General features: G+C 64.2%; 17 protein-coding genes. 9 read left to right on the forward strand and 8 right to left on the reverse strand.

All coding sequences use genetic code 11. The features are described 5' to 3' along the window. Positions 1-74 precede the first annotated feature (74 nt). The 9 genes from HS968_RS00945 to HS968_RS00985 all read left to right on the forward strand — a co-directional run bounded on the left by HS968_RS00945 (position 75) and on the right by HS968_RS00985 (position 7484). Positions 75-971, forward strand: coding sequence for a peptidoglycan DD-metalloendopeptidase family protein (locus HS968_RS00945; RefSeq protein WP_106737776.1), 897 nt, complete (start codon positions 75-77; stop codon positions 969-971). Positions 972-1343: 372 nt separating this feature from the next. Continuing rightward, positions 1344-2639 carry a flagellar filament capping protein FliD gene (gene fliD, locus HS968_RS00950; RefSeq protein ID WP_182369749.1) on the forward strand — a complete coding sequence of 432 codons (1296 nt, stop codon included), beginning with the start codon at positions 1344-1346 and terminating at the stop codon, positions 2637-2639. Next, positions 2639-3037 (forward strand): flagellar export chaperone FliS, encoded by a 399-nt coding sequence (fliS, locus tag HS968_RS00955; RefSeq protein ID WP_106737774.1) that lies wholly within the window; start codon positions 2639-2641, stop codon positions 3035-3037. The genes fliD and fliS overlap by 1 nt, the downstream gene beginning before the upstream one ends. Beyond that, the gene (locus HS968_RS00960) at positions 3021-3338 is read left to right on the forward strand and encodes a hypothetical protein (RefSeq protein ID WP_119692445.1); all 318 of its coding nucleotides are present in this window, start codon (positions 3021-3023) and stop codon (positions 3336-3338) included. Before fliS ends, HS968_RS00960 begins: the two co-directional genes overlap by 17 nt. Before the next feature lie 3 nt (positions 3339-3341). Beyond that, the gene (locus HS968_RS00965) at positions 3342-4424 is read left to right on the forward strand and encodes a flagellar hook-length control protein FliK (protein WP_182369751.1); all 1083 of its coding nucleotides are present in this window, start codon (positions 3342-3344) and stop codon (positions 4422-4424) included. Positions 4425-4450: 26 nt separating this feature from the next. Continuing rightward, positions 4451-4921 (forward strand): flagellar basal body-associated FliL family protein, encoded by a 471-nt coding sequence (locus HS968_RS00970; RefSeq protein WP_179623386.1) that lies wholly within the window; start codon positions 4451-4453, stop codon positions 4919-4921. A gap of 16 nt (positions 4922-4937) precedes the next feature. After that, positions 4938-5672, forward strand: a complete 735-nt coding sequence (locus tag HS968_RS00975; protein ID WP_182369753.1) for a FliA/WhiG family RNA polymerase sigma factor — start codon at positions 4938-4940, stop codon at positions 5670-5672. A gap of 1 nt (position 5673) precedes the next feature. Continuing rightward, on the forward strand, positions 5674-6546 hold the full coding sequence (gene motA / locus HS968_RS00980) for a flagellar motor stator protein MotA (protein WP_179623387.1): 873 nt from the start codon (positions 5674-5676) through the stop codon (positions 6544-6546). Beyond that, a complete protein-coding gene (locus tag HS968_RS00985; RefSeq protein WP_179623388.1) occupies positions 6543-7484 on the forward strand; it encodes a flagellar motor protein MotB in 942 nt (313 codons plus the stop codon). Before motA ends, HS968_RS00985 begins: the two co-directional genes overlap by 4 nt. 7 nt (positions 7485-7491) lie before the next feature. On the opposite strand, the gene HS968_RS00990 is transcribed toward HS968_RS00985, so the two are convergent. From HS968_RS00990 to glcF, 8 genes are all read right to left on the reverse strand, one after another. Then, positions 7492-7947: a hypothetical protein gene (locus HS968_RS00990; RefSeq protein WP_238338899.1), complete on the reverse strand. Its 456-nt coding sequence runs from the start codon at positions 7945-7947 to the stop codon at positions 7492-7494. A gap of 8 nt (positions 7948-7955) precedes the next feature. Further along, positions 7956-8792 carry a winged helix-turn-helix domain-containing protein gene (locus tag HS968_RS00995; RefSeq protein WP_179623389.1) on the reverse strand — a complete coding sequence of 279 codons (837 nt, stop codon included), beginning with the start codon at positions 8790-8792 and terminating at the stop codon, positions 7956-7958. 337 nt (positions 8793-9129) lie between these two features. Further along, complete coding sequence (gene lafA, locus HS968_RS01000; RefSeq protein ID WP_179623390.1) at positions 9130-10029, reverse strand: lateral flagellin LafA; 900 nt, start codon at positions 10027-10029, stop codon at positions 9130-9132. Between the two features lie 263 nt (positions 10030-10292). Beyond that, positions 10293-10460: a rubredoxin gene (locus HS968_RS01005; protein WP_003242223.1), complete on the reverse strand. Its 168-nt coding sequence runs from the start codon at positions 10458-10460 to the stop codon at positions 10293-10295. A 113-nt stretch (positions 10461-10573) separates the two neighbouring features. Continuing rightward, entirely contained in the window at positions 10574-12274 is a 1701-nt protein-coding gene (locus tag HS968_RS01010) for an L-lactate permease (protein WP_182369755.1), read from the reverse strand. Positions 12275-12585: 311 nt separating this feature from the next. Next, entirely contained in the window at positions 12586-14763 is a 2178-nt protein-coding gene (locus HS968_RS01015) for a malate synthase G (RefSeq protein ID WP_182369757.1), read from the reverse strand. Positions 14764-14875: 112 nt separating this feature from the next. Further along, entirely contained in the window at positions 14876-15274 is a 399-nt protein-coding gene (locus tag HS968_RS01020; RefSeq protein WP_182369759.1) for a heme-binding protein, read from the reverse strand. 74 nt (positions 15275-15348) lie between these two features. Then, a complete protein-coding gene (glcF, locus tag HS968_RS01025) occupies positions 15349-16566 on the reverse strand; it encodes a glycolate oxidase subunit GlcF (protein ID WP_182369761.1) in 1218 nt (405 codons plus the stop codon). Position 16567: the final 1 nt, after the last annotated feature.

Raw genomic sequence — 16567 nt, forward strand, 5'->3', positions numbered from 1 at the left:
TCGCTCGCAGGCGCCGCGATGCGCTGCTAGTCTTGCTAACCCGGATATCGAAAAGCCATAAGATCCGAGTCGTTATGCTAGGGCGTCTGATTTTCTTCTGCAGCCTGCTGGTTCTCAGTAGCCAAGCCGCTGCCCTGACCATCTACAAGTACGTCGACAAGAACGGCGTAGTGACCTATAGCGACCAGGCCGCGCCTGGCGCGCAGGTGTTCGTGTTCAACGACCGCATGGTCGAGCGCCTGGACAACCAGGTGAAGCTGGAAACCAAGAAGCACGAAGCCGGCGAGACCCTGCTGATCCGCAACGACCTCTTCGCCCCGGTGGAAATCGAGCTGAAGCTGGAGCAGGTGGAAAACGCCATCGGCGCGCCGGACAAGCCGATCCGCTGGGTGCTGCCGCCGCGCAGCAATATCCGCCTGGCCACCCTGACCGCGCAGGACGCTTCCAAGCCGCTGCGCTACAAGCCCAGGCTGCGCTATGCCCTCGGCGATCCGCGTCTGCAACCGAGCATTCACCGTTATCCGCTGCCCTGGCGCGGCGGCCCATTCCGTCAGACCCAGGGTGCCAACGGCACCTACAGCCACTTCACCGCCAAGGGCCGTTACGCGGTGGATATCGCCATGCCCGAAGGCACGCCCATCGTCGCCGCGCGCGCCGGGGTGGTGGTGAAGACCGAGAACCAGCAGAGCGGGCGCGGCAACAACCCGGCCGGCAACTTCGTGCGCATCCTGCATGACGACGGCACCATGGGCGTCTACCTGCACCTGATGAAAGGCTCGGTCGGCGTGCGCGAAGGCCAGCGGGTGGAAACCGGCAGCCTGCTGGCGCGCTCGGGCAACACCGGCAACAGCACCGGCCCGCACCTGCATTTCGTGGTGCAGCGCAACGTCGGGCTGGCGGTGGAATCCATCCCTTTCAACTTCCGCCAGCCGGTCAACAGCCTGCCCAACTTCGCCGTCGGTGGCGAATAGTTCGCTGCCAACACCCACCTGAATATCTCGCCCTGAACCAGTCGCGTGTTCACCCGCCGTTCGCGTTTTCGCCGTGGTGCGGTGTCATCGGTGCGCATGGCGCACCCTACGGGGATGGCCATACGTAGGGTGCGCTGTGCGCACCGCGATCTTCGTCTCTGTGCCTTAAGCCAGACCTTCCTGATGTCGCCTGTGTAAGGAGCACGTCCGCCTGCTGCGCGACGCAGGCGGAAGTCGCCCTTCCGCCTGCTTTCCGCAGTCGCGCGAGCGGAAAGGATCTTTCACCTGGCGGTTTGCTGGAAGCCCTCTAAATCAAGGGTTTCAGCTGTTGGCACCGCTATTGCTATCACACAGGAAAACGGGTGTCCGACTATGGCTATCGATTCAGATTACGTTCAAAGCATGGCGACCCAACTGGCCCAGTACGAAGTGCAGGGCCAGTTGGCCAAGGCCAATCGCAACCAGGCTGCCTACAAGTCGCAGCTGGGGGCGCTGACTGCGCTCGATACCGCCCTGAAGACTTTCAAGACGGCTGCCAGCGGGCTCAAGCTCGCCGGTAGCAGCATGCTGGTCAACAGCGCCACCTTCAGCCAGGAGGGCTATGCCAGCGCCGCGGTTGGCAGCAAGGCGGTACCCGGCAGTTACGATTTCTTCGTTCAGCAACTGGCCAGCAAGAGCCAACTTGCCCTGCAAGGGTTGCAGGGAAGTGACCTGGGCAGTGGCAGCCTGACCATCGGCCAGGGCAGCGACTCCTTCAATGTCGACCTGGGCGCGGTGAGCACCCTCGACGAGTTGGCCGCGGCGATCAACGGGGCCAGCGACAACAAGGGCGTCAAGGCGACCCTGGTGCGCAGCAATGGCCAGGTCAACCTGGTGCTGACCAGCGAGAAGACTGGCGCCGATCAGGCCATCAGTCTGACGGCCAGCGGCAATACCGCCTTCGAGAGTGCTGTCGCCGGACGCCAGGAATTGTCCGTGGCGCGCGACGCCATCGTGCGTCTGGGCGGTGAGAACGGCATCGAGCTGACTAGTAGCAGCAACACCTTCGACAACGTCATTGACGGCGTCAGCCTGACCTTCAACAAGGCCCACAAGAGCGGCGACGCCCCGGTCACCATCGACATCGGCCAGGATCAGAAAGCCACCAAGGAGAAAGCGCAGACCTTCGTCAGCGCCTTCAACGCGCTGATGACCAGCTTCGACTCGCTTACCGCCAGTGGTGGCGAGAGTGGCACGCGTGGCGTATTGGCTGGCGATGCCAGCGTGCGGGCCATCGAGAGCATGCTCAATCAGCTGGTGCGTACCTCGTTCGGCGGGGTGAGCCTGACCGAGTTCGGCATCGTCGCCGACCGCAACGGCAAGCTGACCATCGACAACGCCCGTTTCGAGAAAGCCGTGGCGGCCAACCCGGAAGGCTTCGAGAAGCTGTTCACCGACAAGGGCAACCTGCTCGACACCCTGGACAAGAACCTGGCGGTCTACACCAGCAGCGCCGGTGGCCTGCTGACCAACCGCAAGGACACCCTCAACAGTCAGCTGCGTCGTGTCGACCAACAGTTCGACACCATCCAGAAGCAATACGACTCCTACTACAGCCGCTATCTCCGTCAGTACACCGGTCTCATGCAGACCATGGCGGCGATGGAGCAGACCTACGGAATGTTCTGATGAGTGCCTACAACCTCAACGAAAGTTACGACAGTTACCGCACCGTGGATCTCGAGGCGCGCGCCGCTGCCGCCTCGCCCTACGAACTGGTGCTGGTGCTGTTCGATGGTCTGCTCGACGAGCTGGCGCGTGCCCGTGGCCACATCGAGGCCAAGCGCTACCAGCAGAAGGGCCAATCGCTGGAGAAGTGCCTGAACATCCTCAATGGCCTCAATGGCGCCCTCGACTACGAGAACGGTGGCGAGCTGGTGCAGGGCCTGGCGCGGCTTTACGACTACTGCATCTACCGCCTCTCCGACGTCAGCGTCAGCCTGTCGCTGGAAGGCCTGGACGAAGTGGTGGGCCTGCTTGGCGTACTGCGCGAAGGCTGGGAAGGCGTGAATGCAACGCGCAAGTGAACTGCGCGCCCTGCAGCAGCTGCATGGCCAGTTGGCCGAAGCGCTGGAGCAGGGCGACTGGGCGCGCATCGGCGAGATCGACTCGGTGATCCGTTCGTGCCTGCAACTGCTGGCCGGGCTGCCTCGCCTCAGCGATGAGGTGCGCGAGGCCAAGCGGCGTCTGCAGCAGTTGCACGGGCAGGCGCGCATCGCCTGTGCCGAGGAGTGCGAGCGGCTGCGCCGTCTGCTGTTGACGCATCTGGAATATGCCGAAGGTCGCAGCGCCTATATGCGCGTCGACCTGTACCAGGGTGGGAGATAAAGGATGCTGCAAGCGATCAATCCGAACGCACAGGCCAGCCTGACGGGTTCCGGCACCGAAGCCTTGCCGGCCGGCTTCGCCCAGGCGCAGGGCGCCGAGGGCGACACGCCGGCGTTCGAGCTGCAACTGGCGCTGCGCGGTTTTGCCGCCGCCGAGGCGCAACAGCCGTTGCCGCAGAGCAGCACACCGGTTCAGGTAACCGTCACCGAGGCGGACGCCGAGCAGTGGCTGGCCAGCGTGCTGGGCCAGCAGGCCGTGCGTGTCGAGGCGCGCGAGGTTGCTGCGCAGCAGGAGGAGCAGGAGCCGCTTGATGAGCAGGGTGAGGCCATCGTCTTGCCTGAGCACGCCGAGCTGGTGTTGGCACCGCCGGTCGTGACCCCGCCAGCGGCCGGCAACAGCTCGCCAGCACTGGATGCGGAGTTGCCAGCTGCCTCGCGCCAGATGTCATCAGTGGCCGCTCTGCAGAACGCTTCCCTGAGCCTGCCGATGGAGCCGGAACGCGCTGCGTCGACGCAGGTTCTGCCAACCCTCGATGTGCCTGAAGCCACGCTTCTCGAGCGTCTGCCGGCAAGCGCTGCCGAGGGCGACAAGGTTGCGCCTGCCACGTCCGCCAGCCCGCAGACGGCAACGCAGCCGCTTGCCGCCGAGCGCCCCCTCAAGCTGCATGCGCCGCAGGCGCAGTGGGGCGAGCAGATGTTGCAGAGCCTGCGCGAGCACGTCGACCTGCAGATCAATCAACGTATCCAGAACGCCACGATCCGTCTCGATCCCCCTGAGCTGGGCAGCCTGGAAATCTACCTGAGCCACGAGTCCGGCCGTCTCAGCGTGCAGTTGTCGGCAGCCAACGCCGATGTCGTGCGCCTGCTGCAACAGACCAGCGAGCGCCTGCGCCAGGAGCTGGTCGGGCAGAACTTCGTGCAGGTCAACGTGCAGGTTTCCGCCGATGCGCAGGGCGGCCGCCAGCAGGGGCAGGCGCAGCATCAGGCCTGGCTCGGCGAGGAGCCGGTACGGGCCGCGCATATCAATGGGGCCGATGACGGTCGCCACAACCCGGATTCGATCAGCGACGTGCTGGTCACCGTCTAACCCTTGCGAGTGAATCGAGAAGCCTCATGACAATGCCGCGGATCATCCTGCTACTGCTTATCTTCAACACCCTGGTGGTGATCGGCAGCTCCGTCTTCAACTACGCCACGATGCGCTCGATGCAATCGGGACAGCCGCTGTTCGGCCTGTCCAGCACCGGCGAGGAGGAGGAAGAGGCCACCAGCGAATACCGTTTCTTCCCCATCGAGAAGGTCATCGTCAGCCTCAAGGGCGACAGCCGCGAGCATTACTTCGTGCTCGATCTGGTGCTGCAGGCCGAGCTCGAAACCGATCCGAAGAAGCTCGAACAGATCGACCCGATGGTGCGCAACTCGGTGGTCGCCCACCTGTCCGCGATGACCTTCGAGAAGCTGCGCGGCATGCCCATCCCCGAGTTGCAGAGCACGCTGGAAAGCGCGCTGTTCGATGACTTCGCCAGCAAGAAGCTGGCGATGCCATTCGCCAACGTGCTGGTCAGCAAGCTGATCGTCCAGTAGAGAGCAGACCCTGCCCATGAACGCCACCTGCGCCATCGACTACCGCTACGCCGCCGAACAGGGCGGAGCCGCGCTGTTCGCTCCCGGAGCCGAGCAGAAGTGGCTGTTGCAGTACCTGCCGCTGGTCAAGCGCATCGTCAGCCAGCTGGCGTTGCAGGCCAATCAGGTGCTCGACCGCGAGGACATGGAGCAGATCGGCCTGATGGGCCTGCTCGACAGCCTGCGCCGCTACGGCACGCCGGACGAGCAGTTCGGTCGTTTCGCCGCGCTGCGGGTACGTGGCGCCATCCTCGACGAGCTGCGCCGCCAGGACTGGCGTCCGCGCCAGGTGCGTCAGCAGACCCACAAGATTCGCGATGCCATCCGCCAACTGGCGCGGCAACTGGGGCGCGTGCCGCAGGAGGAGGAAATCCTTCAGGCGGCCGGGATCAGCGCCAAGGATTACCAGGAGTTCCTCCAGGCCGACGCCTGCGAGGCCATCGAGAGCCTCGACGAGCTGCTGCAAAACGGTCACGAGGGCTTCGCCTGTGGCGCCAGCGGCGTCGAGGATCGCGTGCTCAAGGAGCGTCTGTTGGCGCAGGCGCTGAGCAAGCTCAGCGAGCGCGAGCGTCTGGTGCTGACCCTTTACTACCAACACGAGCTGAGCCTCAAGGAAATCGCCCTGGTGCTGGAGCTGAGCGACGCCCGCGTCTGCCAGTTGAGCAAGCAGGCGATCGCCAAGGCCAGTCGTTACCTGAACGAGAGAGGCTAGGGTGCAGAAGTTATTAGGTGCATTGATCATCGTGGCCTGCGTGCTCGGTGGCTATGTCATGGCCCATGGCGAGCTGGCCATGCTCTGGCAGCCGGCCGAGGTGATCATCATCGTCGGTGCGGGTTTTGGCGCTCTGGTCGTCGCCAACCCCAAGGACGTGCTGATCGAGATGCTTCACCAGATCAAGGGGGTGTTCGTCTACAAGAAGCGTGGCGAGGAGTTCCAGCGCCAGCTGCTGATGCTGCTCTATGAGCTGCTGGAAATGGTCGACGTCGGTGGCCTCAAGGTGCTCGATGCGCATATCGAGGAGCCGGAACAGAGCGAGTTGTTTGCCAAGTACCCGCTGATCCGTCAGGAAAAGAACCTGATGGCGTTCATCGCCGACAACTTCCGTCTGATGGCCATGGGCAAGATCAGCGCACATGAGCTGGAGGGCTTCCTCGAACAGGAGCTCGAAGCCATGGAGCATGTGCTGCTGCAGCCGTCGCGCTCGCTGCACAAGATCGGCGAAGCCATGCCGGGCTTCGGCATTCTCGCGGCGATCCTCGGCATCGTCATCACTATGGGCAACATCGGTGGTTCGGTGGCCGAGATCGGTGCCCACGTGGCGGCGGCGCTGGTGGGGACATTCCTCGGCATCTTCATGTGCTACTGCGTGATGGAGCCGCTTTCCAGTGCCATGGGCCAGCGCATCAAGACCGAGATGTCGGCGCTCGAATGCGTGCGCACCACCCTGGTCGCTCACGTTGCCGGCAAGCCCACGCTGCTGGCGGTGGATGCCGGGCGCAAGCTGATCGAGCAGGACGTCAAACCGGCGTTCAAGCAGCTGGAAATCTGGGTCAACCGCTACGAAGACGAAAGGGACGCGGCATGAGACCGCGCGGCGGTGACGGCCACGAGATCATCATCAAGCGGCGTGGCAAGAAGGGCGGTCACGACGAGCATGGTGGTGCCTGGAAGGTGGCGTTCGCTGACTTCACCATGGCCATGATGGCGCTGTTCATGGTGCTGTGGATCATCCAGCCGCAGACCCAGGAAGCCAGCCGCGCCAATGCCGACATGATGAACAATCCGCTGGTCGATGGTGGTGCCGGTATCTTCGACGGCACCAGCCAGACGCCGCTGGACCTCGATGGCGTGCCGGTGCAGGTCAGCCCGCGTCAGGATCGCATCAACCAGGCGCGCACCCCGCAGGAAGACCCAGGCGCCACGCTGGGCGACGGTCAGCCGGGTGAGCCGCGTCGACCGCACTATGCCGAGCCGGCGCAGATGCAGGAGCTGGCCAAGCTGATGGAACAGCTGGCACTGCAACTCGATGCCGAGGCCAATATCGAGGTGCAGGTGGTGCCGCAAGGGCTGCGCATCCTGATCAAGGACGATGCCCAGCGTTTCATGTTCAGCCGTGGCAGTGCGCGTCTCGATCCGCATTTCGCCACCTTGCTGCAACGCCTGGCGGGCATTCTGGCCAAGGTCGAGAATCACCTGATCATCAGCGGCCATACCGATGCCACGCCCTATCGCGGCGTGGTCGGTGGCTACAACAACTGGAACCTGTCGGGCGACCGTGCGCTGCGTGCGCGCAACGTGCTCGTCGAGGCCGGCCTGCCGACCGACAGCGTGCTGCAGGTCACCGCGCAGGCCGACGGCATGCCGCTGCTGCCGAATGACCGGGAGAACGGTGCCAATCGCCGTATTGAACTGCTGCTGCTGACCAGCCAGGCGGAGGGCCTGTATCGCGAGCTGTTCGGTGAGGCGCAGGCGCGGGTGGAATATCGAACCGAAGGTGCCAAGTTCAATGCGCCGGATTCGTAGGGCGGCCCTACAAACCTTGGGCGGGGCAGTAGATCTGGCGGGTTTCCAGGGCGTAGAGGCAGCCTTCGAAACGGGTCAGGCGAATGGTCGAGCCCTTGTGCCGGCCATAGAGCAGGTTGAACACCAGTTCGTCATCGGTCTCGCTGGCCAACCCGGTGATCTGGCCGCTTTCGACGCGCAGGCGGTAGTTGCCGAGAAAGCCGTAATCCACCACGCCCGAGGTTTCCAGAATGCTGGCGCCCTGGCGGGTCATGGCGTAGAAGCGTCCGTCGCTGACCTGCAGGCTGTGGCTGATATCCAGCACCTGGCCGTTGCTCAGCTGCACCTGGCCGCTGGATTGATAACGACCGTTGAGTTCGGCGCTGGAGAGGAAGCTCAGCCACAGCCCGAGCATGCTCAACAGCATGAGTACGGCTGCGGCCAGGACGGCCAGCAGCCAGCCCCGGCTGAGCCCGTTTTGCATGCACTGGCTCATGGCAGGCACCTGCTCAGTTGGGCGTCCGCCACCTGGTTGAGCTGGCTTTCGTGGAGCATCAGCGAACGCACCGTGCCGTTGTTCTGCAGGCACAGCAGCTCGTAGAAATCACCGCGCAGGCTGAGTACCAGGTTGGCCGGCTTGTCGGCCAGCGCTGTCAGGCGGCTGGTCAGGCCGTGTGTTTGCAGGATCAGCTGTTGCAGTCGTTGCGGCTGCTGGTCGATGTAGCGCACGTTGAGCGTGCCCAGGTTCATCTCGCTGCTGTGCAGGTCTTCCGGCTGGCTGATCTGGTACAGGAAGAAGAACTGCACGATGCCGATCACGCTGAACAGCGAGAGGAGGATGACCCAGGAGGCACGTTGGCGACCATGACGGCGCAGGAAGGCTGGTTGGGGAGCGCTCGACTCGACCTGCTCGGTCACGTCATCGATGTCGTCGATGCTCGCCGGGTAGACCAGGTGGTTGGGGTTGAGAAGGTAGCCGCGGCGGGGCAGGGTCTGGATGATCTCGCGGTTCTTCTCGTCTCCGAGCACCTGGCGCAAGGTGTAGATCTGCTGATTCAGACTGCCCTGGCCGACGACCCGATCAGCCCAGGCATGGCTCATCAGTTCCTCCCGCGACACCACCTCGCCGGGTTTCTGCAGCAGTCGTTCGAGCAGACGGCTGCCGGAGTAGCCGAGGTCGATCTTCTCCTCGATACCGTTCTTCACCAGCGTGAGTTGATACAGCGCCGGATAGAAGTGCGCATAGCAGTCGCTGCGCCCGGTCTTGATGACCGGACAGGCGTTGCTGCTTCCCGACTCGGCGGGCGGCATATCGGGGCTGGAGTTCATGCGATCCTTGAAACGAACGGTATTCCCGTGGGGAACATTCCGGGGCGATAAGTGGTCGGCATTCTGGCGCCAGGGAAATTCAGTGGCAAGTCTTGTGCCAGCGGAGCGCGGCTCTCGTCACGATGCCGAATGTGCTATCGGCTGATACTTGCCGTTCTGTATGGCACTTTGACGAGTGCAGTGAGTATCAGCGTAGCCGCCCGATCATGGGTGGTGAATATGACGGTTGATCAGCGGTTCGATGCAGGGAGGGGTGGCCGAGCGGCCATGCAAAACGCCCCGCAGAGGCGGGACGTTGAGGGGGTGGCGCAATCCATTGCGCCTGGATGACGCGGGATCAGCCCAGCAGGGACATGACCATGCCCGGCATCTGGCCGGCTTGCTTGAGCATGGAGATGCCCGACTGCATCAGCATGGAGTTCTTGCTCATGTTGGCGCTTTCCTTGGCGAAGTCGGCATCCATGATGCGACCTTTGGCCATGTCGGTGTTGTCCTTCATGTTGTTCAGGTTGTTGGCGGTGTGGTTCAGGCGGTTGATGTTTGCACCGAACTGGGCACGCAGTTCGCCGATGCTGTCCAGCGCGTCGCTCAGGGTGTCGATCATGCCGTTGGCCGCGCTACCGTCGGCGCCAGCGATCTCGGTACCCGGCGTGGTGCTGTCCGGAGTGGCGTACTGGGCGGACAGGCCGTCCAGGGCGGTGGCCAGGTCACCCAGCGGGGTGCTGACGTCCAGGGTCAGGGTTTCAGCGGCGCTGGCGCCGATCTGGAAGTCCATGGCTGCGCCGAATTTGCCAGCGGAACCGTCGGTGGTGGTGCCGTCGCTGAACAGGTTCTCGCCAGCGTACTTGGTGTTCTTGATGATATTGCCCAGTTCCTGACCCAGTTGGTCGTATTCGGACTGCAGCGCGTCGCGGTCTTTCTCGCTGGCAGTGGCGTTGGCGGCCTGGGTAGCCAGATCCTTCATGCGCTGGACGATGTCGGTCATCTCGGTCAGCGCGCCTTCGGCGGTCTGCAGCAGGGAGATGGAATCACCGGTGTTGCGGATGGCTACGTCCATACCACGCGATTGAGCGTTCAGACGGGTAGCGATCTGCAGGCCAGCGGCGTCGTCGGCAGCGGAGTTGATGCGGAAGCCAGTGCCCAGGCGCTGCTGGTTGGTGCCCAGCGCGTTGTTGGTCTTGGACAGGTTGGTCTGAGTGATCAGCGAGGAGTAGTTGGTATGAATCGACAGAGCCATGGTGGTATTCCTTCAGTTGAGTGAAGCTGGCTGTGATTGCCTGCTGTAAGTGAAGGGCGACCGGCTTCTGGCGCTGATTAAATGGCGTTGGCAGAATTTTTTGCTGCAGCTGCGGCGATGGCACGAACTGCCGTGCGTAGGGGCGCTGTGTGCACCGGCTGTGGTACTGGCGACTCCTGATGCGCGCGGCGTACCCCACGGGCGTCGTGCCAAACAAAAACGGCGACCCGAGGGTCGCCGTTTTTGCTGGAAACGAAGCGTGATCAGCCGATTTCGATCATCTCGAAATCCATCTTGCCAACGCCACAGTCGGGGCACAGCCAGTCTTCTGGCACGTCTTCCCAGCGGGTGCCCGGGGCGATGCCGTCATCCGGCCAGCCCTGGCTCTCGTCGTAAATCAGTCCACAGACCACGCATTGCCACTTCTTCATATAACCCTCAGGCGTATCTCACGGTAGTGCGCGACGAACGCTACCGTAATTGAACCGGTGCGCCAAGCGGGCGGGCGACGATCGTCGCCCGCCAGGGGCCAACCAAAGTCGGGTCAGCCAGCGTTCATCAGCGGATCGCTGACGCCCATTACGTACATGGCCAGCAGCGCGATACCACCAGCCATGATCAGGTAGTACAGGGTCGGCAGGAGGGTCTTGCGCAGGGTGATGCCTTCACGCCCGAGCAGGCCGACCGTGGCCGAGGCCGCCACCACGTTGTGGATGGCGATCATGTTGCCCGCCGCCGCACCGACCGATTGCACCGCGACCATCATTGCCCCGGAGACGCCGATCAGCTCCGCCGCGTTGAGCTGGAACTGCGACAGCATCAGGTTGGACACGGTGTTGGAGCCGGCAATGAAGGCACCCAACGCGCCCACAGCCGGGGCGAAGAAGGGATAGACGCTGCCGACGCTCTCGGCCACCAGTTGCGCCATGGCCACCGGCATCGACACCAGGTCGCTGCCATTGACCCCCGAGTTGATCAGGATACGCACCATGGGAATGGTGAAGATCAGCACGAAGCCGGCACCGAGCAACGTCTTGCTCGACTCGCCGACGGCGGCCTTGAGCTCGGAGAAGCGCATGCGATGCAGGAAGAAGGTGATCAGCACCACGATGCACAGGATGCCGCCGGGCAGGTACAGGGGCTCGATGGTGCCGGACACGCCGGTTTCACCGAGGATGTTGCTCCAGCCGAAGCTCAGGCCGAGCATCGCCGCCTTGACCTCCGGGAAGGTGCGCGACACCACCAGGAAGATCGCCAGCAGCAGATAGGGTGCCCAGGCCATGGGCACCGAGATCGGCGCCTTGCCGGCCACCTCGTCGAGTTTCATCTCGATCTTGCCCATCCATTCGGCCGGCCAGTCCTTGGCGTCGGCGAAATCCCAGGTGTCCTTGGGCAGCAGGAAGCCAGCCTTGGCAGCCGGGATGACGATGGCCAGGCCAACCAGGGCGCCGATCATCGAGGGGAATTCCGGGCCTAGGAATACGCCAGCGGCCATGTACGGCAGGGAGAAGGCGAAGGCGGTGAAAATGGCGAACGGCGCGATGGCCAGGCCTTCCTTCCAGCTCTGATTCTTGCCGAAGAAGCGCGTCATGATCATCACCATGATCAGCGGCATCAGCAGGCCGATCAGGCCGTGGGTGATGGCCACCCGCGAATAGATCAGATGGAAGAAGGTGTCCCAGGTATCGCCGGTTGCGGCCAGTTGTGCGGTGATGCCGCTCTTGTCCAGGCCGGCGCCGACGCCCACCAGAATCGGCGTACCGACCGCGCCGAAGGACACCGGTGTCGACTGCACCAGCATGCCCAGCACCACGGCGGCCAGCGCCGGGAAGCCCAGTGCTACCAGCAACGGCGCGGCCACAGCAGCCGGGGTACCGAAACCGGAGGCGCCCTCGATGAAGCAGCCGAACAGCCAGGCGACGATCAGCGCTTGCACGCGCCGATCCGGACTGATGTTGGAGAAACCCCGGCGAATCGCGGTGATGCCGCCGGAATGCTTGAGTGTGTTGAGCAACAGAATGGCGCCGAAGATGATCCACAGGATCGCGGCGGTGAGGATCAGCCCCTGCAAGCTGGAGGCAATGACCCGGTTGAGCGACATGTCCCAGGCCAGCAGGCCGATCAGGGCGGTGAGAACGAACACCAGCGGCATCGCGTACTTGGCCGGCCAACGAAAGCCGATCAGCAGCACACCCGCAAGCACCAGTGGCACGAAGGCCAGGATGGACAGCAGCGTTTGACTCATGGGTTGGTTCCTTCTTTTTCTTGTGAACCAGAATTTTCCGGGGATAACCCGGCGCCACGCATCTGGAAGGGCCGGGCGCCACGGCACTGACCTTTCCGCGAGCAGCGGCGGCAGGGATCACCCACCGCCGCGCTCATGCCCGAAAGCCCCGACGGCCAGAAACCGTCAGGGCTTGTTACTGCTCGGTGGAGGCTTTCAGGCCATCCACGGCTGCGAACTCGCTTTGTGTGGGAGCGGCTGGGCGGCATCCCGCTTTAGCCGCGACATGCAAGCGATAGAAAGCTCGCGGCTGAAGCCCCTCCCACAGTCGTTCAAACCTCCTCTTTGAAGCGCAAACGCCAGGCATGCAGTAGTGGCTCGGTATAGCCGGACGGCTGCTCGCGGCCCTTGAACACCAGGTCGCTGGCGGCGCGGAAGGCGTGGGATCGCTCGAAGTTAGGGGCCATCGGGCGGTAGGCCGGATCGCCCGCGTTCTGCCCGTCGACCACCTGTGCCATGCGTTGTAGCGTCTCGCGCACCTGGGCCTCGCTGACCACGCCGTGGTGCAGCCAGTTGGCGATGTGTTGAGCCGAGATGCGCAGGGTGGCGCGGTCTTCCATCAGGCCGACGTTATGGATGTCCGGCACCTTGGAGCAGCCGACGCCCTGCTCGACCCAGCGCACCACGTAACCGAGGATGCCCTGGCAGTTGTTGTCCAGCTCCTGCTGGATATCGCTGGCGCTCCACGGCCGCTCGGCGCTGACCGGCACACTGAGCAGGTCATTGAGCAAGCTGTCGCGCTGGCTGGCCAGGTCGATCAGCTCCAGCTCGCTCTGCACCGCCTGCACGTCGACCTGGTGGTAGTGCAGGGCATGCAGCACGGCAGCAGTTGGCGACGGCACCCAGGCGGTGTTGGCGCCGGCTTTCGGGTGACCGATCTTCTGTTCAAGCATGGCCGCCATCAGATCCGGCATGGCCCACATGCCCTTGCCGATCTGTGCCTTGCCACGCAGGCCGCAGGCCAGGCCGACCAGCACGTTGTTGCGCTCGTAGGCCTGAATCCAGGCGCTGGATTTCATGTCGCCCTTGCGCAGCATGGCGCCGGCTTCCATGGCGGTGTGCATCTCGTCGCCAGTGCGGTCGAGAAAGCCCGTGTTGATGAAGGCCACCCGCGCGCTGGCCGCCTCGATGCAGGCCTTGAGGTTGACGCTGGTGCGCCGCTCCTCGTCCATGATGCCCATTTTCAGGGTATTGGCCGGCATGCCCAGCAGTTGCTCGACGCGGCCGAACAGCTCGTTGGCGAAGGCCACTTCGAGTGGGCCATGCATCTTCGGTTTGACGATATAGACGCTGCCGGTGCGCGAGTTGCCGCGACGCTTGAGGTCGTGCAGGGCGATCAGGCTGGTGACCACTGCATCGAGAATGCCCTCGGGAATTTCACGACCTTCGCCATCGAGAATCGCCGGGTTGCTCATCAGGTGACCGACGTTGCGCACGAACAGCAGCGAGCGCCCGTGCAGGGTCAGTTCGCTGCCATCGGCGGCGGTGTACGCACGATCCGGGTTGAGGCGGCGGGTGATGCGCTTGCCGCCCTTGTCCAGTTCCTCGGCCAGGTCGCCTTTCATCAGGCCCAGCCAGTTGCGGTAGATCAGCACCTTGTCGGCGGCGTCGACGGCAGCGACGGAGTCTTCGCAATCCATGATGGTCGACAGCGCCGCTTCCATCAGTACGTCCTTCACGCCGGCGGCGTCGGTGCGGCCGATGGGGCTGCTGGCGTCGATCTGGATCTCGAAGTGCAGGCCGTTGTTCTTCAGCAGCACGGCCGACGGAGCACTGGCGTTGCCCTGGTAACCGATGAGCTTTTCCGGTTGCGCCAGGGCCACGACATCGCCGCCGTGCAGGGTGACCTGCAAGCGGCCATCGCGGATCGCATAGGCGCTGGCCTCGGCGTGCGAGCCTTTGGCCAGCGGCGCGGCCTGGTCGAGGAAGGCGCGGGCGAAGGCGATCACCTTGGCGCCGCGCACCTCGTTGTAACCCGGCCCTTTGCTGGCGCCACCCGCTTCGCTGATCGCATCGGTGCCGTACAGGGCGTCGTACAGCGAGCCCCAGCGGGCGTTGGCGGCGTTCAGCGCGTAGCGTGCGTTCATCACCGGCACCACCAGTTGCGGGCCGGCCTGGCTGGTGATCTCGCTGTCGACGTTGGCAGTGGTCGCGCTGACCTTCTCCGGTTGCGGCAGCAGATAACCGATGGCGCCGAGGAAGGCGCGGTAGGCGTTCATATCGGTGATCGGCCCGGGATGGGCGCGGTGCCAGGTATCCAGCTCGGTCTGCAGGCGGTCGCGCTCGGCCAGCAGGTCGCGATTGCGCGGCGCCAGGTCATGCACCAAGGCGTCGAAGCCGCTCCAGAAGGCGCTGGCCTCGATACCGCTGCCGGGCAGCACTTCGTCTTCGATGAAGCGCTTGAGTTCGGCGGCCACCTGCAGGCGCTGACATTGCACGCGTTCGGTCATTTTTCTGTTCTCCTGTCTGCATCCGGTTGCCTGGGATGCCTATGAATTTCGTCTCGCCTCGATCAGTCCCCTCTCCCGCAAGCGGGAGAGGGGAGAAAACGATGCGCGCTGCTTACAGCACTGCTATCCCGGCTTTCGCCACCTGCGCGTCCTGGTCGGCCTTGACCCCGGACACGCCGACGGCGCCGATCACCTGGCCGTCCACCAGCACCGGTACGCCGCCCTCCAGCGAGGTCAGCAGTGGCGCGCTGACGAAGGCGGTACGACCGCCGTTGACCATGTCCTCGTAGCCCTTGGTTTCGCGGCGGCCGATGGCGGCGCTGCGGGCCTTCTCGGTGGCGATGTAGGCACCGATGGGCGCGCAACCGTCGAGACGTTCCAGGGCCAGTGGGTGGCCGCCGTCATCGACCACGGCGATGGCCACGGCCCAGCCCTGTTGCTGCGCTTCGCTACGGGCCGCCTGGATGATCTGGCTGACTTCGCTCTGGCTGAGTACGGCTTTGTGTTGCATGGCATACCTCGTGTTCTTGGTTTTCTCCCCTCTCCCATTCATGGGAGAGGGGCCGGGGGAGAGGGTTCAGGCTTTTACGCCATCGCCTCCTCGACGATCTCGATCCAGTGCCGCACCGGCGTACGTCCGGCGCCGTCCAGATGGGTCTGGCAGCCGATATTGGCGGTGACGATGGCGTCGGGTTTGCCGCTTTCCAGGGCATTGAGCTTGTTGTCGCGCAGTTGCCTGGACAGCTCCGGCTGGGTCAGCGAATAGGTGCCGGCCGAGCCGCAGCACAGGTGGCCATCCGGCACGGCGGTCAGGCCGAAGCCGAGGCGCGTCAGGACGCCTTCAACCGCGCCGCCGAGCTTCTGCGCATGCTGCAGGGTGCAAGGGCAATGGAAGGCCAGGCGCTGTTCGGCGCGCACCTGCAGCTGTTCCAGCGCCTCGCCCTGCAACACCTCGACCAGATCCTTGGCCAGGGCGCTGACCCGCGCCGCCTTGGCCGCGTAGGCCGGGTCACCTGCGAGCAGGTGGCCATAGTCCTTGACGAAGGCGCCGCAGCCGCTGGCGGTCTGCACGATAGCTTCGGTACCGGCTTCGATAGCTGGCCACCAGGCGTCGATGTTCTGTCGCGCGCGTTGCAGCCCCGCTTCCTGGGCGTTGAGGTGATAGTCGACGGCGCCGCAGCAGCCGGCTTCGTGGATCGGCGTGACGCTGATGCCCAGGCGATCCAGCACGCGCGCGGTGGCGGCATTGGTATTGGGCGACAGCCCCGGCTGCACGCAGCCTTCGAGCATCAGCACGCGGCGCGCATGTTGCGTGGTCGGTCGCGCTTTGGCCGGGCGAACTTCGCGCGGCAGCTTGGCCTTGAGTGCGGCCGGCAAGAGCGGGCGCATGGCCAGGCCGGTCTGCGTCAGCGCCTTGAACAGCGCCGGGCGCGGTACCACGGCGCGCAGGCCCTGGCGCAACAGGCGTTCATTCAGTGGTCGTGGCACCGCCTGCTCGACCACTTCGCGGCCGATATCCAGCAGGTTGTGGTACTGCACGCCGGACGGGCAGGTGGTCTCGCAGTTGCGGCAGGTCAGGCAGCGATCCAGATGCTGTTGGGTCTTGGCCGTGACCTCGTTGCCTTCGAGCATCTGCTTGATCAGGTAGATACGCCCGCGCGGGCCGTCCAGCTCGTCGCCGAGCAGCTGATAGGTCGGGCAAGTGGCATTACAGAAGCCACAGTGCACGCAGGAGCGCAGGATGCGTTCGGCTTCCTCGGCGCGCGGCAGGAGTTTGGCCTGTTCACTCAAATTGGTCTGCACG

This window comes from Pseudomonas berkeleyensis, assembly GCF_014109765.1.
GTDB classification, from domain to species: domain Bacteria; phylum Pseudomonadota; class Gammaproteobacteria; order Pseudomonadales; family Pseudomonadaceae; genus Aquipseudomonas; species Aquipseudomonas berkeleyensis.

What these genes read in the sequence shown, in the direction of transcription:
- HS968_RS00945 (WP_106737776.1), top strand. Translation starts at nt 75, where the DNA reads ATGCTAGGGCGTCTGATTTTCTTCTGCAGCCTGCTGGTTCTCAGTAGC.
- fliD (WP_182369749.1), top strand. Translation starts at nt 1,344, where the DNA reads ATGGCTATCGATTCAGATTACGTTCAAAGCATGGCGACCCAACTGGCC.
- fliS (WP_106737774.1), top strand. Translation starts at nt 2,639, where the DNA reads ATGAGTGCCTACAACCTCAACGAAAGTTACGACAGTTACCGCACCGTG.
- HS968_RS00960 (WP_119692445.1), top strand. Translation starts at nt 3,021, where the DNA reads ATGCAACGCGCAAGTGAACTGCGCGCCCTGCAGCAGCTGCATGGCCAG.
- HS968_RS00965 (WP_182369751.1), top strand. Translation starts at nt 3,342, where the DNA reads ATGCTGCAAGCGATCAATCCGAACGCACAGGCCAGCCTGACGGGTTCC.
- HS968_RS00970 (WP_179623386.1), top strand. Translation starts at nt 4,451, where the DNA reads ATGACAATGCCGCGGATCATCCTGCTACTGCTTATCTTCAACACCCTG.
- HS968_RS00975 (WP_182369753.1), top strand. Translation starts at nt 4,938, where the DNA reads ATGAACGCCACCTGCGCCATCGACTACCGCTACGCCGCCGAACAGGGC.
- HS968_RS00985 (WP_179623388.1), top strand. Translation starts at nt 6,543, where the DNA reads ATGAGACCGCGCGGCGGTGACGGCCACGAGATCATCATCAAGCGGCGT.
- HS968_RS00990 (WP_238338899.1), bottom strand. Translation starts at nt 7,947, where the DNA reads ATGCAAAACGGGCTCAGCCGGGGCTGGCTGCTGGCCGTCCTGGCCGCA.
- HS968_RS00995 (WP_179623389.1), bottom strand. Translation starts at nt 8,792, where the DNA reads ATGAACTCCAGCCCCGATATGCCGCCCGCCGAGTCGGGAAGCAGCAAC.
- lafA (WP_179623390.1), bottom strand. Translation starts at nt 10,029, where the DNA reads ATGGCTCTGTCGATTCATACCAACTACTCCTCGCTGATCACTCAGACC.
- HS968_RS01005 (WP_003242223.1), bottom strand. Translation starts at nt 10,460, where the DNA reads ATGAAGAAGTGGCAATGCGTGGTCTGTGGACTGATTTACGACGAGAGC.
- HS968_RS01010 (WP_182369755.1), bottom strand. Translation starts at nt 12,274, where the DNA reads ATGAGTCAAACGCTGCTGTCCATCCTGGCCTTCGTGCCACTGGTGCTT.
- HS968_RS01015 (WP_182369757.1), bottom strand. Translation starts at nt 14,763, where the DNA reads ATGACCGAACGCGTGCAATGTCAGCGCCTGCAGGTGGCCGCCGAACTC.
- HS968_RS01020 (WP_182369759.1), bottom strand. Translation starts at nt 15,274, where the DNA reads ATGCAACACAAAGCCGTACTCAGCCAGAGCGAAGTCAGCCAGATCATC.